At 69.8% G+C, this 25081-nt stretch carries 19 protein-coding genes; 15 read left to right on the top strand and 4 right to left on the bottom strand.

Translation table 11 applies throughout. The annotated features are described in order from the left end of the window. Window positions 1-244 precede the first annotated feature (244 nt). The 3 genes from CCR97_RS18135 to CCR97_RS18125 all read left to right on the top strand — a co-directional run bounded on the left by CCR97_RS18135 (window position 245) and on the right by CCR97_RS18125 (window position 5466). The gene (locus CCR97_RS18135) at window positions 245-2581 is read left to right on the top strand and encodes an amidase family protein (RefSeq protein ID WP_170145669.1); all 2337 of its coding nucleotides are present in this window, start codon (window positions 245-247) and stop codon (window positions 2579-2581) included. Between the two features lie 163 nt (window positions 2582-2744). Continuing rightward, window positions 2745-4754, top strand: a complete 2010-nt coding sequence (locus CCR97_RS18130; protein WP_111355392.1) for a protoglobin domain-containing protein — start codon at window positions 2745-2747, stop codon at window positions 4752-4754. A gap of 136 nt (window positions 4755-4890) precedes the next feature. Then, window positions 4891-5466 carry an SRPBCC domain-containing protein gene (locus CCR97_RS18125; protein ID WP_170145668.1) on the top strand — a complete coding sequence of 192 codons (576 nt, stop codon included), beginning with the start codon at window positions 4891-4893 and terminating at the stop codon, window positions 5464-5466. Here the strand turns inward: CCR97_RS18125 and CCR97_RS18120 are convergent. The 3 genes from CCR97_RS18120 to nifJ form a co-directional block, all read right to left on the bottom strand. Then, the gene (locus CCR97_RS18120) at window positions 5436-6302 is read right to left on the bottom strand and encodes a M15 family metallopeptidase domain-containing protein (protein WP_146618638.1); all 867 of its coding nucleotides are present in this window, start codon (window positions 6300-6302) and stop codon (window positions 5436-5438) included. The two genes, CCR97_RS18125 and CCR97_RS18120, sit on opposite strands and share 31 nt — an antisense overlap. A gap of 341 nt (window positions 6303-6643) precedes the next feature. After that, window positions 6644-7660, bottom strand: coding sequence for a dihydroorotate dehydrogenase-like protein (locus CCR97_RS18115; protein WP_111355389.1), 1017 nt, complete (start codon window positions 7658-7660; stop codon window positions 6644-6646). Window positions 7661-7799: 139 nt separating this feature from the next. Beyond that, window positions 7800-11429, bottom strand: coding sequence for a pyruvate:ferredoxin (flavodoxin) oxidoreductase (nifJ, locus tag CCR97_RS18110; RefSeq protein ID WP_338049098.1), 3630 nt, complete (start codon window positions 11427-11429; stop codon window positions 7800-7802). A 564-nt stretch (window positions 11430-11993) separates the two neighbouring features. Between nifJ and CCR97_RS18105 the strand changes: the two genes are divergently transcribed. From CCR97_RS18105 to CCR97_RS18050, 12 genes are all read left to right on the top strand, one after another. Further along, on the top strand, window positions 11994-12650 hold the full coding sequence (locus CCR97_RS18105; protein ID WP_111355387.1) for an RNA polymerase sigma factor: 657 nt from the start codon (window positions 11994-11996) through the stop codon (window positions 12648-12650). A gap of 140 nt (window positions 12651-12790) precedes the next feature. Further along, window positions 12791-13630, top strand: coding sequence for a flagellin (locus CCR97_RS18100; protein ID WP_111355386.1), 840 nt, complete (start codon window positions 12791-12793; stop codon window positions 13628-13630). A 67-nt stretch (window positions 13631-13697) separates the two neighbouring features. Continuing rightward, entirely contained in the window at window positions 13698-15371 is a 1674-nt protein-coding gene (gene fliD / locus CCR97_RS18095) for a flagellar filament capping protein FliD (protein WP_111355385.1), read from the top strand. Window positions 15372-15466: 95 nt separating this feature from the next. Then, window positions 15467-15940: a flagellar export chaperone FliS gene (locus CCR97_RS18090; protein ID WP_170145667.1), complete on the top strand. Its 474-nt coding sequence runs from the start codon at window positions 15467-15469 to the stop codon at window positions 15938-15940. A gap of 294 nt (window positions 15941-16234) precedes the next feature. Continuing rightward, complete coding sequence (locus tag CCR97_RS32325; protein WP_201159736.1) at window positions 16235-16702, top strand: hypothetical protein; 468 nt, start codon at window positions 16235-16237, stop codon at window positions 16700-16702. Window positions 16703-16716: 14 nt separating this feature from the next. Further along, on the top strand, window positions 16717-17226 hold the full coding sequence (locus CCR97_RS18080; RefSeq protein ID WP_111355383.1) for a periplasmic heavy metal sensor: 510 nt from the start codon (window positions 16717-16719) through the stop codon (window positions 17224-17226). 334 nt (window positions 17227-17560) lie between these two features. Next, a complete protein-coding gene (locus CCR97_RS18075; protein WP_111355382.1) occupies window positions 17561-17857 on the top strand; it encodes a flagellar hook capping FlgD N-terminal domain-containing protein in 297 nt (98 codons plus the stop codon). A 34-nt stretch (window positions 17858-17891) separates the two neighbouring features. Beyond that, a complete protein-coding gene (gene flgE, locus CCR97_RS18070; protein ID WP_111355381.1) occupies window positions 17892-19154 on the top strand; it encodes a flagellar hook protein FlgE in 1263 nt (420 codons plus the stop codon). Between the two features lie 43 nt (window positions 19155-19197). After that, window positions 19198-19455 (top strand): hypothetical protein, encoded by a 258-nt coding sequence (locus tag CCR97_RS18065; protein ID WP_111355380.1) that lies wholly within the window; start codon window positions 19198-19200, stop codon window positions 19453-19455. A gap of 17 nt (window positions 19456-19472) precedes the next feature. Continuing rightward, window positions 19473-19940, top strand: coding sequence for a flagellar protein FlgN (locus tag CCR97_RS18060; RefSeq protein WP_111355379.1), 468 nt, complete (start codon window positions 19473-19475; stop codon window positions 19938-19940). A gap of 29 nt (window positions 19941-19969) precedes the next feature. After that, a complete protein-coding gene (gene flgK, locus CCR97_RS18055) occupies window positions 19970-21742 on the top strand; it encodes a flagellar hook-associated protein FlgK (protein WP_111355378.1) in 1773 nt (590 codons plus the stop codon). A 15-nt stretch (window positions 21743-21757) separates the two neighbouring features. After that, the gene (locus CCR97_RS18050) at window positions 21758-22684 is read left to right on the top strand and encodes a flagellin (RefSeq protein ID WP_111355377.1); all 927 of its coding nucleotides are present in this window, start codon (window positions 21758-21760) and stop codon (window positions 22682-22684) included. Window positions 22685-22690: 6 nt separating this feature from the next. On the opposite strand, the gene CCR97_RS18045 is transcribed toward CCR97_RS18050, so the two are convergent. After that, window positions 22691-25048 carry a xanthine dehydrogenase family protein molybdopterin-binding subunit gene (locus CCR97_RS18045; RefSeq protein ID WP_111355376.1) on the bottom strand — a complete coding sequence of 786 codons (2358 nt, stop codon included), beginning with the start codon at window positions 25046-25048 and terminating at the stop codon, window positions 22691-22693. Window positions 25049-25081 lie beyond the last annotated feature (33 nt).

Genomic DNA, 25081 nt, shown 5'->3' with positions numbered 1-25081 from the left:
CGGTCGCGCTGCCGTCGCGACGATCGCGGCGGCGGGGCGAGAATAGCCGACCTCGCGGTGCACCGCACCCGGCAGCCTCCGGCCGCGTCCGCCCCCTTACGGAACCCCGGCTGCGGACGCCATGACCGTTGCCGGACCGTCCCGGCCGCGATCTAATCGGCCCCGGCCGCCTGTCCGCGGCCATCCCCCGCCGACCCACCGCACCGACCACCCGATCCCCTCACGACCCCGCGAAGGAGCCGTCATGCCCGGGCAGGCCGCGCCGTCCCCGTTCCAGCTCGAGGAAGCCACGATCGACGAGATGCACGCCGCCATCCGGGCCGGCGAGATCACCTGCGTCGAGATCGTGCAGCACTACATCGACCGGGTGCGCGCCTTCAACGGACCGGCGAGCCTGCTGGTCACGGCCGACGGCGCGCCGGTGCCCCCGGCCGCCGGCACGCTGCGGGGCGGAGCGCCGCTCGCCTTCCCGACCGAGACCGTGAAGGTCGCCGACCTGCTGCCCGACCTCGACCGCTACCAGGGGGCGCCGCTCGATCTCGGCCGCATGGAGCCGACCGCCTCGGACCCGTCCGTGCAGCAGCAGTACGGCATGGTGGTCGGCAAACCGAACGCCGGCCAGGTCAACGCGCTTTCGACCATCAACATCCGGGGCGAGCGCTCGGTGACGTTCCGGGGCGACTTCGACCGCCATCCCGACGACGGTCCGCTGCCGCCGGACGCGCCGCCCGGCGCCGAGATCTTCCGCCGCTATCCGGACGCGCTGGAGCAGGCCGCCGCCTTGGATGCAAAGTACGGCCGCGACCCTGATCTCGCGGCACTGCCGCTCTACGGGGTCGTGTTCTCGTTCAAGGACCCGTTCGACACCAAGGACATGCGCTCGACCGGCGGGGGTGACGCGCGCTACGACGTCGACGTGCCGGCCCGTGATCACGTCCTGGTCGCGCAGCTCCGCAAGAAGGGCGCCATCATCTTCGCCAAGGCGGTGTGCACCGAGTACAACGGCCGCGGCGGCGATCCGGGCGGACGCCACACGCCGGAGCGCGTGATCGCCTCGACGCTCGGCTATCAGCGTTCGAGCTGGGGCGGCACGCCGGCGAACCCCTACGACACGCGGCGCTCGGCCTCGCTCGGCTCCAGCTCGGGCTCGGCGCTCTCGGTGTCGACCAATCTGGTGATGGCGAGCCTCGGCGAGGAGACGCGCGCCTCCTGCCGCGGTCCCTCGAACCACAACGCCGTCGCGCTGATCCTGCCGCACAAGGCGATGCTCGGCTTCGACGGCGGCGCGATCGGAGCCGACATCTATTGCGACCGCTCCGGCATCCATGCCCGCACGCTCGCCGATTGCGCCAAGATCCTCGATGCGCTGAAGGACGCGGAGGCCGGCTATTACGATCCGCGCGACGTCTACACGACGGTGCCGCGGTCGTCCGTGCTGGCGAGCGGCTACGCGGTGCACACCAAGGGCAGGGGGGCGCCCGGCGAGCTGAAAGGCCTTCGGCTCGGCGTCATCCGCGAGTCGATGCGGGTGCCGGAGGGCTCGCTCGCCGAGGTCCCGATCGTCACGGCCGCGGCGCGCGAGATCAAGGACGTCATCGGTGGACGGCTCGGCGCGACGCTGGTGGAATCACGAGAGCCGTCGTGGACGCCGGATCCCGACATCGAGACGATGACGGTCGACTTCACGACCGCCCTGGCGCGGCTGGTGCCGGTGTTCATGCCGGATCTCTTGTTCCGGCTCGGCCGCGACGGCCGTCCGCTGTTCAAGGAGTTCGCCGACGCGATCGTGCCGACGGAGTTTTCGCCCGGCAAGGTGTTCGGCGCGGGCACCATGACGCCGATCGACTGGTGCGTCGCGCTGGCCGAGGGCCGCATCGCGCCGCCGAAGAACTTCGACATCGCCACCATCCAGCAGCAAGAGCTGGCGCCGACGTTCCGCTTCCACATCAGCCAGTATCTGACGCGGCGCGCCGCCGACTGGGCCGCGCAGGGCGTCACCGAGACGCTCGCCGACTGGCCGGCGCTGAATGCGCGGTCGAAGTTCTGGGGCGACGATCAGCGCGCCGCCTTCCGCAACTGGGAGGAGATCGCCGATCCGCGCAACGCCCTCGGCGGCCGCCAAGGCGTCAACGAGCGCATCATGCTGCGCGAGCTCCTGCGCCGCGTCGACATGATGGTGATCCTGGAAAACCGGCTCGATGCCCTGGTGCGGCTGCACACGCCGTGGCCGCCCGGCCTGATCGGCCATCCGCACCAGCACGACATCCTGCACAATCTCGCGCCCGAGTCGCTCTACGGGCCGAACGCCGGGCTGACCGAGGTGCTGGTGCCGGCCGGCTACGTCACGACCGCCTACGATTCGGTCTTCGCGCTGTCGGCCGACGGCACCCGCTACGTGTCGGCGCCGACCCGCACGCCGACGACGATTCCGGCGCCCGGCCTGCCGTTCTCGCTCGTCTTCCGGGCCGAGCCGGGCCGCGAGGACGTGATCCTGAAGATCGCCTCCGCCTACGAGGCGGCGTCGCGCCGGCGCATCCCGCCGCCCGCCTTCGGTCCGATTCCGAGGAGGCAGCGCGGGTGAGGGACATAGCCGGAAATGGCTATGTCGACGTGATCAGATGCGCGAAGGACGCGGGCAGGTCATGCGACTTGTGATGGCTCGATTAGATCGAAATTAACCGACCATCCACGGTTCCAGCACTAAGGTACCACCTGATTGTCATCAGGTCAGGGACGGGTGGGGCATGACCGACGCCATTGCCGACGAGCAATTCAAGACCGACCTCTCCTACATCGCCTTCGAGCCGGACGACGTCGCCCTGATGAAGGAGGTGAAACCGGTCCTGATGGCGGCGCTGCCCCGCATCCTCGACACGTTCTACCAGAAGACCGCGGCGATCCCGCCGCTCGCGACGCTGTTCAAGAGCGCGCAGCGCATGGTCTATGCCAAGGAGGCGCAGGCCAAGCACTGGTCGTATCTGTTCGACGGGCTGTTCGACGAGCGTTATCGCGAGTCGGCCAAGCGGATCGGTCAGACGCATCACCGCATTGGCTTGTCGCCGCACTGGTACATGCTGGGCTACGGCATGATTCAAGCCGAGCTGCTCGCCGCCGTGATGGCCGACAAGAGCATGCTCCTCACCGCGGCACAGCGCCGGCGGGTCGCCGGCGTCCAGGCGGCGGTCAGCCGCGCCGTGATGATCGACATGGACACGGCGCTCTCGACCTATTGGGACGAGATGGAGAAGGCGCGGCGCGAGGACGCGGAGACGACCATCGAGCGCATCAACAGCCAGGTGCTCGACACCGTGACGACCGTCGGCACCTACAACAAGACCCTGCTGGACAGCGCCGACTCGATGAAGATGGTCAGCGAGGCCGTGACCGAGGACGCGACCTCGGCGACCGGCGCGGCCGGCACGGCCCTCGCGTCGGCCCAGACCGTGGCGGCGGCGGCCGAGGAGCTGCACGCCTCGATCGCCGAGATCGCCCGTCAGGTGAACCGCGCCTCGGCGGCGGCCCGCACCGCCGACGGCCGCATGAAGGAGACCCGCAGCGTCGTCGACAATCTCGACAGGGCGGCCGACGAGATCGGCCAGGTGGTCGGGCTGATCGGCGACATCGCCTCGCAGACCAACCTCCTGGCGCTGAACGCCACCATCGAAGCGGCGCGTGCCGGCGAGGCCGGCAAGGGCTTCGCCGTGGTCGCCGCCGAGGTGAAGACGCTCGCCAACCAGTCGGGCCGCTCGGCCGAGCAGATCGCCGGCCAGATCAGCCGCATCCAGGAGGTCGTCCGGCGAACCGCCACGGCGATCGAGGAGGTGGCGGCGACGATCCGCGAGCTCGAAGGCATCTCGTCGTCGATCTCGGCCGCCGTCGAGGAGCAGTCGGCGGCGACCAGCGACATCGCCCAGAACGTCGGCCAGACGGCCACGCATGTCGGCGAGGTGAGCCGGCTGATGGAGGACGTGCTCGGCCGGGTCACCAAGGCGCAGGGTGCCTCGCTCTCGGTGCACGATTCCACCCGCAGCCTCGATGCCGTGGTCGGCACGCTCGGCCGCATGCTGACCAAGGCGGTGCGCACCGCCTCGGCGGTGGCGCAGCGGCGCCGGTATCGCCGGCGCGGCGTGATGATCGATGCGCAGGTGATGTGCGGCGGAACCACCGAGCCGGTGCGGATCCTCGATCTCTCCGAGGCGGGCGCGCTGCTGCACGGCGGCGGCCGGATCGCGAGCCATGCCGCCGTGGTGCTCTCGATCCCGGCCGAGGGGCTGCGGATCGCCGGCACCGTGGTGGCGTGCAGCGAGGGCATCCACCACGTCAACTTCACCGACGAGCTCGACAGCGCCCAGGTCGACGGGCTGGCGAAGAAGTACTTCGCGCTGCTGATCGAGACGGCCAAGCAGGACCATCGCGCCTTCGTGGCGCGGGTGCGCGACGTGGTCGGCGGCAAGGCGGTGGCGGGCGAGGGGGAGGTGACGCACCACACCTGCCGGTTCGGCAAGTGGTACGACAATGTCGGCGACGACGTCCTCACCGAGCTGCCGTCGTTCAAGGCGATCGCGCATCCGCATCTGTCGCTCCACCAGGCCGGCTTCGGCGCGCTGGCGGCGATCAAGGACGGCCACACGGCGCTCGCTCGGACCAAGCTCGCCGAATTGGAGAAGCTCTCGGACGAGATCGTCCGCGGCCTCGACCGGCTGGCGGCCGATATGGCGGCCCATTACGGCGAGGCGCGCCGCGCCGCCTCCTGAGCGGCGTCGCCGGGCTCGCGCCGGCCCGGCATTTTGCTCGTCGGAGCTTTTTTCTCCGCCGTGTCGGTGGGGCCGGTGCTCCTGCGTCCTCGGGACAGTCGGGCCGTGGCGGCCCGGCGGAACCAGGGAGCCCCCGATGACCGACGCGACCCGGACCGACTCTTCCGTCAAGACCATCGGCGCCCTGCAGGTGACCCCGCGGGGTGACGACGCCGTGGTGCTCACCCGGATGTTCGCGGCGCCGCCCGAGCGGGTGTTCCAGGGCTGGTCCGACCCCGACCTGATGCGCCGATGGCTCGCCGGGCCGCCCGGCTGGAGCCTGGTCACGTGCGAGATCGAGCCGCGGGTGGGCGGCGTCTACCGGCTCGGCTGGCGCGGTCCCGACGGCACCGAGATGCGGCTCGACGGCGTCTATCGCGCGCTCGAGTCGGGCCGTCGGATCGTCGGCGTCGAGCGGTTCGCGATGGGGATATGCGCCGGCGATCCGGGAGATGTCGAGGTGACGCTGACCTTCACGCCGGTCGACGGCGGGACACGGCTCGGGATGGCGATGCGGTACGCCAGCAAGGAGGCGCGGGACGGCGCGCTGGCGTCACCGATGCCCGACGGCGTCGCCGGCAATCTCGAACGGCTGGCCGGTCTGCTGGCGAGCGGGCGGGATGGCGATCGCTCGCCGGCGGATCAGTCGCGCGGCGGCGTCGCGCCGGCGTAGCGGCTGCGCTTCCCGCGCAGCGAGGAGGCGATCTGCTGATAGTTGCCGCGCGCCTGGATATGGGCCGGGTCGTAGCCCGGCATCGGCCGGGCGATGGCGTAGCGGGCGCCGTTGCGGTCGATCCAGCGCCACACCTCGGAGGCGTCGCCGCCCGGCTCGATGGTGATGTCGATGGCGCGGCCGTGGCCGTAGCCGCCGGTGCGAATGCTGCCGCCGTGCAGCGAGTAGCCGGTGCGGGCCTTGAGGCCCGAGGCGAGGCGCTGGCGGTAGTCGTCGCGGAAGGCGCTGAGGATCGACCAGCGCAGCCCGTCGGCCTCCAGCGCCTTGCCCATGTGATAGAGGGTCTCGCGGAAGTCGCGGTCCATGCCGCGGATGACGTAGTCCTTCAGCGACATGCCCATGCGCTTGGCGGCGGCCGGATCCTTCCAGGTGAAGTCGCCGGAGCCGTCCTTCTTGATCGGCGTGCGCAGATAGGCTTCCCAGAGATAGTCGTCGATCTCGTCGCGCGGCCCGTCGTCCAGCGCGGCCGGCGGGAGGCTGGCGACGGCGCGCCGGCCGAGGCCGAGGCTGCCGGTCTCGGTCGGGTCCACCTCGACCATCGAGGCCGAGGCGAGCGTGAAGGTCGGTTCCCAGGAGAGCACGTCGGCCGGGCTGCCGTTGCCGCCTTCCGGGCCCGATTCGCTCGACTCGAGGTCGGCTTCCGCCTCGGCCGCATCGTCCGCGTCGTGATCGGCCGGCAGCAGCGCGACGGGCCGCGTGTGCTCGACGATCCAGTTCCGCTCCTTCGGGGTCGGGAAGGGGCTCGACACGGCGAGCGGCAGGGCGACGAAAAACATCAGTCCGCCGCAGCCGACGGCCCCTGCGAGAGCCGACCAGAAGGACACGTTGTCGCCGGAACCGGCGGAAGTGGCAGCCATTGCGAACCCGGATCTTCTGTTCTCGTGGCGGCGCCTTCGGGCGCCGGCGGCAGGTTGCAGCGACGGGGTTCGACCACCGCCTGCACGACGAGCCATCCTCGTCCCGCAGGGTTATCGTCTGGTTAATGGGTCCTTCGACCCGGCCCTCCCCCCGGAGCGGCACCTCAAGAAAGCGTGATCAATGAGGCGCGGGCGTGGCAACGAAAACGGGCGGTCCGGAGGACCGCCCGTCATGGTGAAGCCGCCTGGCCGGGCCGCGATCACACCGCCAGGATGTCGTCGCGCAGCGTGTAGGAGCTGAGCACTTTCATATAGTTGCCGCGCTCGTAGGCGGACGGGTTGCGGATCGCGTCGCGGCTCATCGAGCCGCACATCTGGCTGACCGACTCGTATTCGTGGGCGTCGAGCCAGGCGGCGAGGTCGCGCAGCAGCGCCTTGGCGTAGCCGGGGCCGTGCTGGAGCAGGGCGGAGGTCGTGCAGGCCACCTTGGCGCCCGCCATCACGCTCTTGACCACGTCGGTGGCCGAATGGACGCCGCCCGTGATCGCGAGGTCGGCCTTCACCCGGCCGTACAGGATCGCCACCCAGTGCAGCCGCACCAGAAGCTCCTCGGGCCGGCTGAGCGCCAGCGAGGCGACCACCTCGCGCTCCTCGATGTCGAAGTCGGGCTGGTAGAAGCGGTTGAACAGCACCAGCCCGTCGGCACCGGCCTCGCCGAGCCGGCGGGCGATGTTGGCGGGCGCCGAGAAGAACGGCGACAGCTTCACGGCGACCGGGATCTTGATCTGCGCCTTGATGGCCTTCAGGAGCTCGACATAGCCGTCCTCGATCTCGGCGGCGCTCTTCTCCGGATCGACCGCGATCGAATAGGTGTTGAGCTCCAGCGCGTCGGCGCCGGCGTCCTGCATCAGCTTGGCGTACTCGATCCAGCCGCCGACCGTGACGCCGTTGAGGCTGGCGATCACCGGGATGTCGACCCGCGCCTTGGCCTGGCAGATCAGCTCCAGGCAGCCGTCGGGGCCGAGATTGTAGGTGTGCAGATCCGGGAAGAAGCCGGCGGCCTCGGCGAACGTGTCGGCGCCGCGCTCGAGATCGGCGTGCAGCGCAAGGCTCTCCAGCGTGAGCTGCTCCTCGAACAGCGACGGCAGCACCACGGCGGCGACCCCGGCGTCCGCGAGCCGGCAGATGCCGTCGACGGAGTCGCACAGCGGCGAGGCCGAGGCGACCAAAGGCGAGCCGAGTTTCAGCCCGAGATAGCGGGTCGTCAGGTCGGTCATGCGGCGCTCCTTCGCGCGATTTCCTTGGTCATTCGGGGGCGCACCGAAGGTGCGAACCCGGACTCCAGCAACGGACTCGGTGCGTGCGTCTGGATTCCGGGTCCGGCGCTGCGCGCCGGCCCGGAATGACGGCGGCTCCTCACTCGTCGCCCCCGTTCGCGGCGGCCGGTGCCGCGTCGTCGTCGGCGGCCGGCTTCGGCGTCACGTCCGGCGTGTCGCCGCGGCCGGCCATCTCGGCGCGGTCGGCATAGACCCGCCACTGGCGCTCGACGTCGTCCTGGGCGTTCTTGAGCAGCTCGCGCGCCGCCAGCGGGTTGGAGCGCACCAGCATGGTGTAGCGCGCCTCGTTGTAGGCGTACTGCTTGAACGGGATCGTCGGCGGCTTGGAGTCGAGCTGGAACGGGTTCTTGCCCTCGTCCCACAGCCGCGGGTCGAAGCGCATCAGCGGCCAGTAGCCGGACTGTACCGCGGCCTTCTGCTGGTCGAGCCCGATGGTCATGTCGTAGCCGTGCGCGATGCAGTGGCTGTAGGCGATGATCAGCGACGGCCCGGGATAGGACTCGGCCTCCTGGAAGGCCCTGACCGTGTGCATGTCGCCGCCGCCCATGGCGATGCGGGCGACGTAGACCGAGCCGAAGGCGACCGCCTCCATGGCGAGGTCCTTCTTGCTCGTGATCTTGCCGCCGGCCGCGAACTTGGCGACCGCGCCGCGCGGCGTCGCTTTCGACATCTGGCCGCCGGTGTTGGAATAGACCTCGGTGTCCATCACCAGCACGTTGACGTTGCGGCCCGAGCCGAGCACGTGGTCGAGGCCGCCATAGCCGATGTCGTAGGCCCAGCCGTCGCCGCCGAGCAGCCACACGCTCTTGCGCACCAGGCTGTCGGCGAGTGCGACGAGCGCCTTCGCCTCGTCGTCCTCGGCACTCGCGAGCAGCCGCTTCAGCTCGGCGACGCGGATGCGCTGCGCCTCGATGCCGGCCTCCTTGGTCTGGTCGGCCTCGATCAGCGCCGTGACCAGCCCGTCGCCGAGCCGGCCGGAGAGCCTCGTGGCGAGCTCGCGGGCGAACTCCATCTGCTTGTCGGCGGCGAGCCGCATGCCGAGACCGAACTCGGCATTGTCCTCGAACAGCGAGTTCGACCACGCCGGGCCGCGGCCGCAGCCGTTCACCGAGTAGGGCGTGGTCGGCAGGTTGCCGCCGTAGATCGACGAGCAGCCGGTCGCGTTGGCGATCAGCAGGCGGTCGCCGAACAGCTGGGTGAGCAGCTTGATGTAGGGCGTCTCGCCGCAGCCCGAGCAGGCGCCGGAGAACTCGAACAGCGGCTCGAGCAGCTGGACGTCCTTGACGTTGTCGTGCCGCACCTTTTCCCGCGGCACCTCGGGCAGGGAGAGGAAGAAGTCCCAGTTGATGTTCTCGGCCGCGCGCAGGGGCTCCTGCTCGGCCATGTTGAGCGCCTTGTGCTTGGTCTCGGTCTTGCTCTTCACCGGGCAGACCTCGACGCACAGCTTGCAGCCCGTGCAGTCCTCCGGCGACACCTGCAGGGCGTAGCGCCAGCCGTCGAACTCGCGCCACTTCGCCTTGGCGTGCTTGAAGGTCTCGGGCGCGCCCTCGAGCGCCGCTTGGTCGACCACCTTGGCGCGGATGACGGCGTGCGGGCAGACCAGCACGCACTTGCCGCACTGGATGCAGATGTCGGTGTCCCACACCGGGATCTGCTGGGCGATGTTGCGCTTCTCCCACTGCGCCGTGGCGGTCGGGAAGGTGCCGTCGACCGGCATGGCGCTCACGGGCAGGAGATCGCCACGGCCGGCGATCGACTCGCCGAGCACGTCGCGCACGAAGGCGGGCGCCGTCGGCGACACCGGCGGCAGCATCGCGAGCGTCGAGGTCGCGTTCGCCGGCACCGGGATCTCGTGCAGGCGGGCGAGCGTCGTGTCCACGGCCGCGAAGTTCTTCTGCACCACGGCGGCGCCGCGCTTGCCGTAGGTGTCCTGGATCGACTGCTTGATCTTGGCGATGGCATCCTCGCGCGGCAGCACGCCGGAGATCGCGAAGAAGCAGGTCTGCATGATGGTGTTGATGCGGTTGCCCATGCCGGCCTCGCGGGCCGCCGCGTAGGCGTCGATCACGAACAGGCGCAGCTTCTTGGCGACGATCGTCTCCTGCACCTGCCGCGGCAGCTTGTCCCACACCTCCTCGGGCGCGCCGGGCGCGTTGAGCAGGAAGGTGGCGCCGTCCTCGGCGCCGGCCAGCATGTCGATGCGGGCGAGGAACTGGAACTGGTGGCAGGCGACGAAGTTGGCGCGGCTGATCAGGTAGGTCGAGCGGATCGGGTCGGGACCGAAGCGCAGGTGCGACACCGTGCCGGAGCCGGACTTCTTCGAGTCGTAGACGAAGTAGCCCTGCACGTAGCTCGGCGTGTACTTGCCGATGATCTTGATCGAGTTCTTGTTGGCGCCCACCGTGCCGTCGGCGCCGAGCCCGTAGAACAGCGCCCGCACCGTGCCGGGCTGCTCGGTCGAGAACGCGGCGTCGACCTCCAGGCTGGTGTGCGAGACGTCGTCGAGAATGCCGACCGTGAAGTGGTTGCGCGGCGCCTCCTTGGTGAGCTCGTCGAAGACGGCCTTCACCATGGCGGGCGTGAACTCCTTCGACGACAGGCCGTAGCGGCCGCCGATCACCCGCGGCATCGTGGTCGCGGCGCCGCAGGCGATGCGCTCGGCCAGCGCCGTGATCACGTCCTGATAGAGCGGCTCGCCGACGGCGCCCGGCTCCTTGGTGCGATCGAGCACGGCGATCGACTTCACCGCGGCGGGCAGGGCGGACAGGAACGCCTCGGTCGCGAACGGGCGGAACAGCCGGACCTTCAGGAGGCCGACCTTCTCGCCCTTGGCGCGCAGCGCCTCGACCGTCTCCTCGGCGGCGCCGGCACCCGAGCCCATCAGGATCACGACGCGCTCGGCGTCCGCGTCGCCGACATAGTCGAACAGGCGATACGTGCGGCCGGTGAGCCGGCCGAACCGGTCCATCACGTCCTGGACGATCTCCGGACAGGCCCGGTAATACGGGTTGCAGGCCTCGCGGGCCTGGAAGAACACGTCGGGGTTCTGGGCGGTGCCGCGCAGCACCGGCCGGTCGGGCGACAGCGCGCGCTCGCGATGGGCGCGCACGAAGCGGTCGTCGACCATCGCGTGGAGGTCGTCGTCGGTCGGCAGGTCGACGACGTTGACCTCGTGCGAGGTGCGGAAGCCGTCGAAGAAGTGCAGGAACGGCACCCGGCTCTCGAGTGTCGCCGCGGTGGCGACCAGCGCGAGGTCGGCGGCCTCCTGGACCGAGCCGGAGGAGAGCAGGGCGAAGCCGGTCTGCCGCGTCGCCATCACGTCGGAGTGGTCGCCGAAGATCGACAGCGCGTGGGTGGCGACGGCGCGGGCGGCGACGTGGATGACGACCGAGGTCAGCTCGCCCGCCATCTTGTACATGTTGGGGATCATCAGGAGCAGGCCCTGGGAGGCCGTGAAGGTCGTTCCCAGCGCGCCGCCCTGCAGGGCGCCGTGGAGCGCGCCGGCGGCGCCGCCCTCGCTCTGCATCTCGACGACGTCCGGGACCGTGCCCCAGATGTTCTTGGCCCCCTCGGACTTCCACTGGTCGGCCCATTCGCCCATGTTGGACGAGGGCGTGATCGGGTAGATCGCGATCACCTCGGCGAGCCGGTAGGCGATCGACGCGGCCGCCTCGTTGCCGTCGACGATCGAGCGCGTGCGGTTCGCCACCTGCCCGTCTCGCCGCTCCACCCCGTGCATGAACGCCTCCAGTCGCCGAAAATGAAGCCGGCACCCTAGCCCACGGCCAACCCGGCTCGATTGACCTGCGTCATGCGATATAAATCTCCTGCGCAGTGCGGCCCCCGCGTTCGGGAATGGCCGGACTCGATCCGCCGGCCCGTGTGGCGTCCCGTGGTGGTGCCGGGTGACCGCGAGCGTGCTCGGGACGTGGCGGGGAGATCGCCCGGCCGGCACGGCCCGTCCCGCGCCGAGCCCTCGCACAGACCAGCCGGAGTCATGGGCGCCATCACGACGCAAGTCACGCGGGCGGATGCCGGTCTCGCCGCGGTGTCGACTTCCGCGTCGTGCAGTAATTATTTAAGGCGCGAAAACTATACTTGGATAGGAATTTTCTTCCTAGTGCTCGGCAGAAAGTTCCGAGTGTAAAGACTGAAAGAATCCCAGATCGACCGAAAATTCTCCGCCTGAATAGTTCCCGCCGCCCGTTGAATGCTCGGGAGCCTCGTGTGGGTGCGCCTTCGGGTCGACCACGGTCGCTGGGGAGAGAGTGTCATGACGGTTGCGTGCGTGTCCTGGGACGACCCCGCCTTTCGCGCGTCTCCCGAGCCGACGACGGATGCGGTGCGCCCCACCGTGGAGAACGCCGGCGAGCCGGACGACGAGCTGCTCCGGCGAATCGGCGAGAACGACGAGCTGGCGTTCCGGACCCTGGTGGAGCGCCACGTCGACCGCGCCTTCGCGCTGGCGCTGCGCATCCTCGAAAACCGGGCCGACGCCGACGACGTGGTGCAGGACTCGCTCCTGAAAGTGTGGACCCACCGCCATCGCTGGGAGTGCGGCCGCGCCAAGTTTTCCACCTGGCTCTACCGCGTCGTCACCAACCGCTGCATCGACCTGCGCCGCCGGCCGCGCAACGAGGACGTCGAGGCGGTCGGCGAGGTCGCCGACGGGGCGCCGGACGCCGTCACGGCGATGCACAGGAGCGAGGTCTCCGAGCTGCTCGACGCCGCGATGAACCGGCTGCCCGACCAGCAGCGGATCGCCATCATCCTCTCGTATCACGAGACCATGAGCAACGCCGAGATCGCCGACGTGATGGACACCACGGTGTCGGCGGTCGAGTCGCTCCTCAAGCGCGCCCGCCAGCAGCTGCGCAAGCTGCTGCGCCGTTCCGAGCCCGACATCCGGCAGGCGTTGACGGACGATTAACCACGCCGGCGAGCCCCGGAAAACATTCGCCGCCCGCCCTTCGCCGGACGCCTCGTTGAACTCTCAGCCGCGGATGATCCGCGCCGCTCCGCCGCCCGGCGACCGGGCGCGGGTCAGACGTTCGACGCGAGGAGAGAGCCATGCCCGTCATTTCCACCAACACGGCCGCCAACACCGCCGTCCGCTACCTGAACAGCAACGCCGACGACCAGTCGAGCTCGCTCGGCAAGCTGGCCTCCGGCTCGCGCATCAACCGCGCCTCCGACGACGCCGCCGGCCTCGCCATCTCGACCAAGCTGCAGTCTGACATCGCGGCGCTCGATCAGGCCGCCACCAACGCGTCGCACGCCATCGCGGTGCTGCAGATCGCCGACGGTGCGGCGAGCAACATCAGCGACATCCTGCAGCGCATGAAGACGCTGGCCTCGGAGTCCTCGTCCTCGACGATGGGCACCACGGAGCGCACCTACATCGACGCGGAATACCAGGCGCTCATCGACGAAATCGACGGCATCGGCGCGAGCACCCGCTACAACGGCCTGTCGCTGCTCGACTCCGATGCCACCGCGACCTTCACCAGCGGCAACGTGATGGTCGGCTCGAGCTCCAGCGACACGATCGCCCTCACCATGGTGGATCTCACCACCGGGACGGGCGGGCTGCTGTCCGGCCTCGCGACCACGAGCGTGACGGACACGACCACGGCGGGCGCCGCGCTCACGGCGCTCGACACGGCGATCAACGCGGTCTCCAACGCCCGCGCCGGCTTCGGCGCCGCGATGTCGCGCTTCGAGTTCCGCGCCGACTCGATCGCGACCCAGAACGAGAACCTCGAGGCCGCCAACTCGGCGATCGCCGACGTCGACATCGCGGCCGAGCAGGCGAAGCTCTCCTCCGCCGAGGTGAAGACCCAGGCCGCCGTCGCGGCCGCCGCGCAGGCCAACCAGATGCCGCAGGAGCTGCTCAAGCTGCTGCAGTGACGCGGTCCCGACAGGAGACGGCCGGGTCGGGGCGCCACCCCGGCCCGGAACGCCGAGCGAGTGAGCCATGACGACCATCAGCAGCGTGACCACCAACACGTCGAGCACGTCGACCACGTCGAGCGCGGTCAGCACCGACTGGGACGCGCTGATCGAGGAGGCCGTCGCGGCGAAGCTCACCAAGGCCGACTCCATCGAGACCAAGATCACGGCCAACGAGGCGAAGATCTCCGCCTATCAGGAGATGCAGTCGCTGTTGCAGGACATCGCCGACGCCGCCCAGGTCCTGCGCGCGCCCTCCGGAACGCTGGCGAAGGAGGACGACGTCTTCGCGGATCGCGCCTCCTATCTGACCGCCAACGGTGACGTCGACGCGAGCAGCACCGTCTCGGTGACGGCCGACCGGAACGTCGACGTCGGGACCTACGACCTGGTGGTCAAGCAGCTCGCCAAGTCCCACAAGGTCACCAGCGACTCGGTCGGCAGCAAGACGGAGGATCTCGGCCACGCGGGCGTGTTCAGCCTGAAGGTCGAGGGCGGCTCCGCCGTCGAGATCACGGTCACCGAGGACATGAGCCTAGCGGAGCTGGCCAAGGCGATCAACGACACGAGTGCGACCAGTGGCGTCCAGGCGACCGTGCTCCAGGTCTCCTCGGGATCGTACAAGCTGGTTCTCACTGCGACCGCCACCGGCAAGGCGATCACGGCCGCCGCGGTGTCGGGCGACGACGTGCTCGAGACGCTCGGGATTCTCGGCGAGGACGGCACCTTCGCCAACGAGCTGCAGGCCGCCCAGGACGCGATCATCGAACTCGACGGCGTCGAGATCACCCGCGACTCGAACGAGATCGACGACGCGATCGACGGGCTCACCTTCTACATCTACAACGTTACGCCGGACGACACCTCGATCACGGTCGAGATCGAGACCGACTACAGCGCCGTCAAGGAGGCGATCCAGGCGCTGGTCGACGCCTACAACGCCTACCGCGAATGGGCGATCACCCAGCAGGAGCTCACGACCGGCGGCACCGCGTCGGACGACGCCGTGCTGTTCGGCGACGGGACGCTGCGGAGCGTCAACCGGTCGGTGGCGAGCGCGCTGTCGACCATGGTCGACGAGCTGTCGCTCGCCGGCATCGGTATCACCTACGATTCCTCCAATCTGCTGGTGCTCGACGAGGACACGCTCGACGAGGCCCTGCTCGAGAATCTCAACGACGTCCAGGCGCTCCTGTCATTCGATCTCACCAGCTCGTCGACTGACTTGATGCTGCTGGCGCGGGGCGCGAGCGCGCCGGCCTCCTTCACGCTCGACGTGACGGTCGACGCGTCTGGCGCCCTCACGTCCGCCTCGATCGGCGGCGACAGCTCCCTGTTCACGATCAGCGGCACCCGCATCGTCGGTGCGACGGGAACGGCCTACGAAGGCTTCAGCTTCGTGTTCACGGGCGACACGTCGCAGTCGATCGACATCACCACGAGCTATGGGCTCGCGGAGCTGCTCTATTCGGTCGCCGATGGAGCCGCGGACACCACCGACGGCACCCTGACGACCTTGATCGACAGTCTGACCGATCAGAACACCGACTACGCCGCGAAAGTCTCGGACATCGAGAGCAAGGCCGAGGACTACCGCGCCACGCTCGAGACCCGCTACGCCAACTATCAGGCGGCGATCTCCAAGGCGCAATCGACGCTCGCCTATCTGGAAGCCATACTCGCAGCCGAGGATGATTGATGGCCATCGAAAGGTCCGTGCGAAAGCGCACGTTCGCCCCGAAAGCACCACCCACCCCGTCGCCGAGCCCAAGTCCGGAGTCTTACGCGCAGCCGATGCCGATGCCGATGTCGGCGCAGGGCGCGATCTCGGCCTATCAGCGCGCCGCCGCGACGGTGCCGCCGTCGCGCGCCGTGGTGCTGCTCTACGACAAGGTTCTCGTGCTGCTCAGCCGGGCGAGCCTGGCGATCGAGGAGGGCCGCACGGCCGCCGCCTGGGAGGACGTGCTGAAGGTCGCCGCGATCCTGCGCGGCCTCAGCCACATCATCGACTTCCAGAAGGGCGGCAAGCTCGCCGAGCGGTTGTTCACGACCTACACGACGAACACGCTCGTCGTCCTGCAGTCGTTTCGCAAGCCGGATGCGCCCGAGCGTTACCGACGGATCGCGGCGGGGCTCGCCGAGCTGCGCGACGCCTGGGCCGGGATCGCCGGCCTGCCGACTCGCGCGCAGGAGCTCGCGTCGCGCGGCGGGCACGCGGCCGTGCCGGTCGAGGTCGCCGCGCGCCAGGCGATCAGCGGCCGGCGCTGAGCGACGCCGCGCGACGATCGCACGGCGATCGAGTCGAAGTCGCGGCGCGTCGGCGCGGTGTGTCGGCGTGGCGACGGGAAGGGGGCTCGGCTTGCCGAGCCGCGAGGCGCGATGTACAGCAGCCCCGTACGGCACGATCGGTCGCGAGAGTTGCGAGGCCTGCGCCGCTCCGGCCGTTGACGGCAGAACCGCTCGGTGTCGAACGTCGTTCGAGCGGTACCGGAATGTTAAGGAGCTTCTGGCATTTCGAATTAAGACCGGACTAATCGGCTTCCAGAACGGAACGGGCCCCGGATGGATATTGACGACTTCGAGGATCAGGTCGATCGATGGGGCGAGGACGTCTCGGCTTGGCCGGAGCCGTCGCGCACGCAGGCCTTGGCCCTGCTGAAGGTATCGGCCGAAGCGCGCGAGGTGCTCGCCGAGGCCCAGGCGCTGCGCGATGCGCTCGCGGCCCGCGAGCCCGTCCGGGCGCCCGCCGACCTCGCCGATCGCATTCTCGCCGCAGCGCGCGCCACTGAACCGCAGCGCGAGCCCGCCCCGTCCCACGCGTCGGCGTCCCGGCCGCGAGTGGCCGCGTCGTGGTGGGGGGCGGCGCTCGCCGCCCTCGCCGGCGCCGTCCCGCGGCCCGCGTGGCGCCCGGCCGTCGCACTCTCCGCTTGCTTCCTGCTCGGGTTCGCGAGCAGCTTCCTCACCGTCGCGCAATACCAGGATCAGAGCGGGCTCGGCTTCTCCGCCTCGCTCTTCCGGACCTTGCAGTGAGCTCGGAACCGGTCATGGCCCAGTTCGGCGGCGTGTCACGCACCGGCGTGCTCCGGATCGCTCTGTTGGTGTCGCTCGGGGTCAACCTGTTCCTGGCCGGCTCGTGGGCCGGCTCGCTCGTGCGCCCGGACGGGCCGCCGCCACCGCGCCCGCGGCCGCTCCAGAGCGCCGTGCAGGAGCTCCAGGGCCGCATCTCGAACGACAGCTTCGCCAAGATCGAGGCGCTGGTCGGCGAGATCGACGGGCGCTTCCGTTCGAGCCCGGCCGATCCGCGCCGGATGGACGAGAAGCTGCGCGCTATGCTCGGCGCCGAGACCTTCGACCCGGCGGCCTTCGCCACGACGGTCGACAATTTCCTCGCGGCGCGCAGCGAGACCGACAAGGTGATCGCGCGGCGTATCGGCGAGGTGCTGGCCGGTGTTCCGGTCGCCGACCGCAAGGTGATCGCCGAGGTGGTTCTGCGCGGCCCCGGCCGGCCGTTCGGCCCGCCCCCGGGCCCACCGCCGGGTCAGCCGCCGCGCTGAGACGGCGAGCCGGGGCGTTCCCGAAAGTCCACCCACACGCCGCTGATCCCCGCGACAGCGGTGATCCAGAGCCACGCGTCGTGTCGCCCCTGGCGCCCCGCCTTCGCGGGGACGCTCGGAATATGGGGTCGATCCGCCGAGACCGTGCGCGGCTCCAGCCATAGCGGCGGCGAGGCGGCATCCGCGGCCGCCCGCATCGCGAGCGGCCCGCGAAAAGTCTGCCGGAAAACGCCGCGCCGTCCGTTCTACTGACGAACGTCGATCGCTTCATCACATCGCGACGGACATCAGACGTCGGGCCGCCGGGCGGCCGCGACAACGGTCGAGGCATATCATGAGCGTCTCAACGGTCTCCACCACGACGGCGGCGAGCACGACGACGAGCTCCGGCTCGAGCTCCACGGCGATCGCCACCGACGATTTTCTGAAGCTGATCACGACCCAGCTCCAGAACCAGAACCCGCTCGACCCGACCGACACGACCGAGTTCACGAACCAGATCATGTCGTACGCGACGTTCAACGAGCTCTCGAGCATGAGCGAGACGCTGAGCGAGCTCAGCGACACCGTGTCGGCGCTGAGCAGCACCGTGACGAGCCTCTATTCGGCCGTCGGCGGCACGTCGGCGTGATCCGAGGACATCGACCAGTGTCGAGGAGCGTATCATGAGCCTCAGCGGAGCGTTGAATTCCGCCGTCTCGGCCCTGAACTCGCAGAGCCAGGCGATCTCGATGGTGTCGGACAACATCGCCAACGCCAGCACCACCGGCTACAAGACCGTGACGGCGAGCTTCGAGAGCCTGTTGTCGTCGAGCTCGTCCTCGGCCGGCTACGCCTCGGGCGGCGTGGCGGTCTCGGCCCGCTACAACATCTCGGAGCAGGGCCTGCTCACGTCGTCGACCAGCGACACGGCGATGGCGATCGACGGCAACGGATTCTTCGTCGTGCGCGACGCCTCCGGATCGACCTACTACACCCGCAACGGCGATGCGGTGATCGACGACGCCAACGGCTACCTGACCATCGGCGGCAACTATCTGATGGGCTGGCCGACCGACCAGGACGGCAACGTGACGGGCGGCGAGACCGCCGCGACGCTCACCCGGATCGACACCAGCGCGCTGCAGAGCGTCGCCTCGGCGACGACGACCGAGATCATCGAGGCGAACCTGCCGGCCGACGCCGCGACCAACGCGACCTTCACCACCACGATGGACGTGTACGACTCGCTCGGCACCGCGAGCAGCGTGACCATCACCTGGGAGAAGACGGGCGAGAACAACTGGACGGCGAGCTTCAGCAACGCGACCCTGTCGTCCGACTCGTCGGTGACGTCCGGTACCGTGACCGGATCGATCGACATCGTCTTCAACGAAGACGGCACTCTGGCGAGCACCAGCCCGAGCCCCGCGACGATCTCCATCACCGGCTGGACGACCGGCGCCGCGAACCAGACCATCACGCTCGATCTCGGCACCGTCGGCGGCGCCGACGGCCTCACCCAGTACTCGTCCGATTCCCAGACGCCGAGCATCGATCTCAAGTCGATCGACCAGGACGGCCTCGCCTACGGCAGCCTGACCGGCATCTCGGTGGAGGACGGCGGCAATGTCACGGCGACGTATTCGAACGGCGAGACCTACGTGATCTACAAGGTCGCGGTCGCCACCTTCGCCAACGCCGACGGGCTCACCACGGTGAGCGGCGGCATGTACCAGGAGAGCACCAAGTCCGGCTCGGCCACCCTGCACGAGGCGGGCCTCGGCGGCGCGGGCTCGATCAAGGGCAGCAAGCTCGAGTCGAGCACGGCCGACACCACCGCCGAGTTCTCGACCATGATCACGGCCCAGCAGGCCTACTCGGCCGCCGCACAGGTCGTGTCCACGGTCAGCGAGATGTACGACACGCTGATGAGCTCCGTGAGGTAGCGCCGTGCACGACCGCCCGACGAGAACGTCGAGAGATCCGCTGTTGCATCGCGCCCGGCGCGCCACCGTCGAGGGTCGCAGGCTTCTCGCCGAGGCGGGTCCGGCCGGCCGCCGGCGGGCGGGCGAGGGCGCTGCGCTTCTGGCCGGCGTCGCCGAGCTCGTCGAGGTGCTGCGCGCCCTCGTCGCCGAGCGCGACCGGGTGGCCGCCGAGCTCGCCGCGGTCGACCAGCGGTCCCGGGCCGTCACGGCCTATAGGACCTGTGCGCTGTCCACCCGTCCTCCGCGGGCGACGCGATCCTGAAAATCGAGGAGTGAGCCATGTCCACGCTGTCGGTCGAGAACGGCGCCCCGGTGTCGAACGCGGACCACTCGGTCGCCCGGGTGGTCACCCTGGTCGATGAGCTGATCACGATCGTCGAGGAGGAGAACCGTGCGCTCGCGCGCGGGCTGCCGGCGTCGCTGTCCAACTCGACGGCGCGCAAGACGGCGCTCGCCGAGGATGTCGAGCGCTGGGCCATGCATCTCCGGCGCCACGATCTCGGCAGCGCCGCGACCGACCGCGGCCAGCGCGAGCGTCTGGTCGAGCGGGTGCGTCGGCTCACGGTCGTGATGGACGAGAACGTCACGCGGCTGCGCGCCGCGATCACGGCGAGCCAGCGGCGCGTCGACGCGATCATGCGGGCGGTCCGCGAGGACGTCGCGGCCCGCGCTCCCTACGGCCGGAACGGCCGGGTGGCCGGGCCCGGCGCGGTCGCCGGCGTATGCGGCAAGAGCATCCGGGTCTGAGCAGGCCCCCGGCAACCGGGAGACGGACCATGTCGCTCGCCGCCACGCGCAGCATCGCGCTCAGCTCGCTCCTGACCGCCCAGACGCGGATCAGCGTCGCCTCGACCAACATCGCCAATGCCGACACGACCGGCTACAGCCGCAAGACCGCGACCCAGTCGACCCTGGTGACGGCGGGGGTCGGAACCGGGGTCGAGATCACGGCGATCTCCAGCTCGGTCTCGAAGATGCTGCTCGGCTCGCTGGTCGAGGCCCAGTCCCGGCACGGCGCCGCGACCACGATGGAGGAGTATACGAGCCTCCTGCAGGACGCGTACGGCGCCACCACGGACGACGGCGACACGACCGCCGGCACCTCGATCGCCAATGCGATCGCCGACCTGGCGGCGGCCCTGACCGAGCTCGCCGACACGCCCGAGAGCGCGACCCTCCAGGCCCAGGTGGTGGATTCGCTCGACAGCCTGGCGGCGCAGCTCCGCACGACGTCGCGCTCGATCCAGTCTCTCCGGGCCGATGCCGACGACCAGATCGAGACCTCGGTCGACGAGATCAACACGCTGCTCGGGACGATCGATTCGCTCAACGAGCGGATCGCCAGCGCGCAGGCGAGCGGCGCCGACATCAGCGACCTCGAGGACCAGCGCAACACCGCGCTCGGATCGCTCGGCGAGCTGATGAACGTCACCTGGTTCGTCAATTCCAGCAACCAGGTTCATGTCTATTCGAGCGGCGGCAAGGTGCTGCTCGACAGCGCCGTGCACGCGCTCTCCTACGAGAGCGCCGCGACCGTGACATCCGACACCGTCTACACCGGGACGACGCCGAGCGGCTTCTCCGGCATCATGGTGGAAGGCGTCGACATCACGTCGCAGATCACGAGCGGCAGCGTCGGCGCGCTGATCGAGCTCCGGGACGAGGTCCTCCCCGACGCCCAGCTCGATCTCGACACCCTCGCGGTGGAGCTCGCCGACGCGCTCAATGCCGTGCACAACGACGGGACGGCGCTGCCGGCGCCGGCGACGCTGACCGGCTCCGCCGTCCTCGCCGGCACGGACGCGCTGTCCGCCACCGGCATGGCGCGTTTCGCCGTGGTGGACGAGGACGGGGCGCTCGTCTCCTATCAGGACATCGACCTCTCCACCGTCGCGACCGTGAACGATCTCGTCGCCGCGATCGACGCCGTCGACGGGCTGACCGCGAGCCTCGACGCCTCCGGGCACCTCGTGGTGGCGACCGAGAACGCGAGCTACGGCGTCGCCGTCAACCAGATGGACAGCGCGGTCGGCGCCGACGCCGAGGGGCTGTCCAGCTTTCTCGGCCTCAACGATCTCGTCCGCGCGACCGGCGCCTCCGACTTCGTGGTGCGGTCCGACATCCTGGCGAACAACTCGCTTCTCGCGGTCTCGTCGCTCGATACCTCGGCGACGCTCACGAGCGGCGCCACCGTGGTGGCCGCCGGATCCGGCACCATCGCGGACGCGTTGCTCGACGTCTTCGAGACGAGCCACTCGTTCGGCGCCGCCGGCAATCTGGGCAGCACCACGGCCACCTTGGCGGGCTACGCGGCCGAGGTGGTGGGCGCCGTCGCCACCGTCTATGCGGGCGCCGAGTCGGAGCTCGAGACCGCGACCACGCTGCAGAGCAGCGTCACCGACGCCATCGCGTCGAAGTCGGGCGTCAATGTCGACGAGGAAACGAATCTCCTGAGCGAGCTGCAGACCCAGTACGAGGCGGCGGCCCAGATCATGTCCATCGTCAACGAGCTGTTCTCGACGCTGCTCGAGATGGTTCAGTCCGCCTGAACCGGAGGTTCGATCATGATCGGTCGCGTCGCCACCTTCGCGCTCAGCTCGAAGATGATCGAGTCCGCGCTGCGCACCCAGGCGCGAAACGCCGAGCTGATGCTCCAGCAAGCCTCGGGCGAGATCTCGACCGACTTCGGCGGCCTCGGTTCGGACAGCCGCCGTGTGCTGGAGCTGCAGACCGCCATCACCCAGTCGAAGGCCTATGCGGACTCGGCGACCAGCGCCGGCAGCCGCATCGAGATCATGTACTCGGCGATGACCGAGATGACGGATCTGCTCACCATCCTGCAGAGCGCCATCACCGGCGCGACCGAAGGCGGTGCGCTCGACGACGGCACGCTCGAGACCCTGAAATCCTCGATGGCGGCGTATCTCGAGGAGTTCGCGGCGCAGCTCAACACCCAGTACGAGGGCCGCTATCTCTTCGCCGGCGGCATGACCGGAACCGTGCCGGTCGATCTCGACAGCTATCCGGCCCAGAGCGTCCCGAGCAGCGCCTCCACCGACTACTACAAGGGCGACGACGAGATCGCCTCGGTCCGGGTCAGCACCGAGCGGGTGGTGGAGTACGGCGTCACGGCCGACGCGCCGGCGTTCGAGAAGGCGCTGCGCGCCTTCAGCATCATGGCGAATCTGCCGAGCGGGACGACGAGCCTCGACTCCGCCACGCTCGACGAGGTGCTGACCCTCACCCAGGAGGCTCTGGACGGCGTCTCGACCATTCAGACCAAGCTGTCGATCGACGCCAACCGGCTGGAGAGCGCGATCGCGATGCAGGAGTCGTTCCAGGAGCAGGCGACCGCACTGGAATCGACCCTGACCGACGCCGACATCGCCGCCGTGGCAGCCGAGCTCGCGACTCGCCAGACGCAGCTCGAGGCGGCCTACGCGGCGATCGCCAAGATTCAGAGCCTCAGCTTGGCCGACTATCTGAAATGACGCGGTTCAGATCACGCCGAGGGCTGTGAGGATGCGCTCCGGCGTGCAGGGGATCTGCGCGAGCGTGACGCCGCGGCCCGAGAGCGCGTCGTTGACGGCGCATAGCACCGCGGCCGAGGCGCCGGTGGTGCCGGCCTCGCCGACGCCGGCGATGCCGAGATCGCCGGTGCCTTGTGCCGGCCCGTGAGCGTGGACCAGCTCGATGTCGCACAGTTCGGGCGCGGTGGGCACCAGATAATCGGCGAGGCTGCCGACCAGAAGCTGGCCGTCGGAATCGTACAGGAGCTCCTCGAACAGCGCCGCCCCGAGGCCCTGCACGACGCCGCCGCGAATCTGCTCGTCGACCAGCAGCGGGTTCACCACTAGCCCGCATTCGTGCACGACGACGAAGCGCTCGAGCCGCACGGAGCCGATGTCCGGATCGATCTCGACCACCGCGAGCTGAAGCCCACAGCCGGGCCGGAAGGGTGCGTCGCTGCCCCAGCTGGCGGAGGCCACCAGCTGCGGCTGCGCGCCCGGCACCTCGTGCGGGCGGAAGTGGCCGATGGCGCCGATCTCGGCGAGCGTGAATCGCACCGCGCCGCTCGCGAGCTCGACCACGGCGCCGTCGCGGATGTCGAGCGACGCGGCGTGGGCCTGCAGCAGGCGGGCTGCGATGTCGAGAATCTCGGCCCGTAGCGCGCGGCCGGCCCGCCATGCCGCCTCGCCGCCGATCGCCATGCAGCGCGAGCCCCAGGTGCCGCCGCCGTGGAAGCTCGTCGCGGTGTCGCCCGTGATCATCTCGACCGCGTCGAGTGGCACGCCGACGGCCGCCGCGATCACCTGCAGCACACCGGTCTCGGCGCCCTGGCCCTGCTCGGTGATGCTGGAGAGTGCGCGGAGGCCGCCGGTCGGCTCGAGCCGCAGCGTGCAGCCGTCGCGGCTCGACACGGCGACGCCGCCAGCGCCGTAGAAGCCGGAGCCGCGCGCCGTCATCTCGACGAAGCAGGCGAGGCCGAGCCCGCGCAGGCGCCCCTGCGCGCGCGCCGCGGCGCACTCCGCCTGGAGCGCGGCGATGTCGAGATGCGTGTCGAGCGCCGAAAAGCACTCCTCGAAGGCGAGGCGCGTATAGGTGACGCCGGTCGGCGCCGCATAGGGCAGATCGGAGCCGCGCAGAAGATTGCGTCGGCGCATCGCGATGGGATCGAGCCCGGCTTTTCGCGCGGCGTGGTCGAGCAGGACCTCGGTGACGGCGCAGGCGATCGGCTGGCCGACGCCGCGATAGTGCCCCGACATGCCCTTGTTCTGGAACACCGCGGTGGCGCGCGCCCGGATCGCGTCGAACTTGTAAGGAGCGCCGGTCTGCGCCACCACGGCGCGGCCCTCGCCGGCGCTGGAGCGCGGAAACTGCGAGTAGGGACCGATGGCGTGCAGGTCGTCGACGTCGAAGGCGAGGATGGCGCCGTCGTCCGACAGCGCGACGCGGCCCGTGACCACATGCTCGCGTGCATGGATGTCGGCCGCGAAGGATTCCAGTCGGTCGGCCGTCCATGCCACCGGTCGGCCGAGCAGCATCGATGCGGCACACACGGCGATCTCGTCGCCGTAGAGTTGCTGCTTGATGCCGAAGCCGCCGCCGATGTCGGGCGCGATCACCCGCACGCGGTGCTCGGCGAGGCCGAGCAGCACGGCGAAGTCGTTCTGCATCTGGTGCGGGCACTGGTGCGAGTGATGCACGGTGAGCCGCCGCTCGGTCGGATCGAACTCGGCGATCAGGCCGCGCGCCTCGATCGGCACGCCGGTGTGGCGGCCGAACCGGAACGTCTCCTCCGCCACAACAGCAGCGCCGGCGAAGGCGGCGTCGACGTCGCCGCTCGCCTGGCTCTGAACCAGACAGACATTACTGCCGAGCGTGGGATGAATCAGATCGGCGCCGTCGCGCGCAGCCTGTGGGTCGGCGACGGCCGGCAGCGGCGTCCAGTCGATCGTGATCAGGGCGGCGGCGTCCTCGGCGACGGCGCGGCTCGTCGCCACGACGAGCGCCACCGGCTCGCCGGCGAAGCGCGCCGTGTCGATCGCGAGCGCGTGCTGGAGCGGTGCGTTGAGGCTCGGGAACAGCCCGTGCACGCCGCGCCACGGCTTGCACACGGCCGCGATGTCGGCCCCGGTGAAGACGGCGACGACGCCCGGCAGAGCTTTCGCGGAGGTCGTGTCGATCGCATCGATGCGCGCATGCCCGTGCGGCGAGCGCACGAACGCCGCGTGCAGCATGCCGGGAATCTTCACGTCGGCGACATAGTGCCCGCGCCCGTGCAGCAGCCGCCAGGTGCGCCGGTGCGGGACCCTCTCGCCGATGGGGGCGGGGAGGATGCTTTCGGTCAGCATGCCACGGCTCCGACCATCCCCATCGTCATGGCC

Origin of the sequence: Rhodoplanes elegans, from assembly GCF_016653355.1 — a bacterium.
In the GTDB taxonomy this organism is placed as follows: Bacteria; Pseudomonadota; Alphaproteobacteria; order Rhizobiales; family Xanthobacteraceae; genus Rhodoplanes; species Rhodoplanes elegans.
The sequence above is the reverse complement of the archived record's forward strand: the minus strand, read 5'-3'. Positions and strand labels throughout refer to the sequence as shown.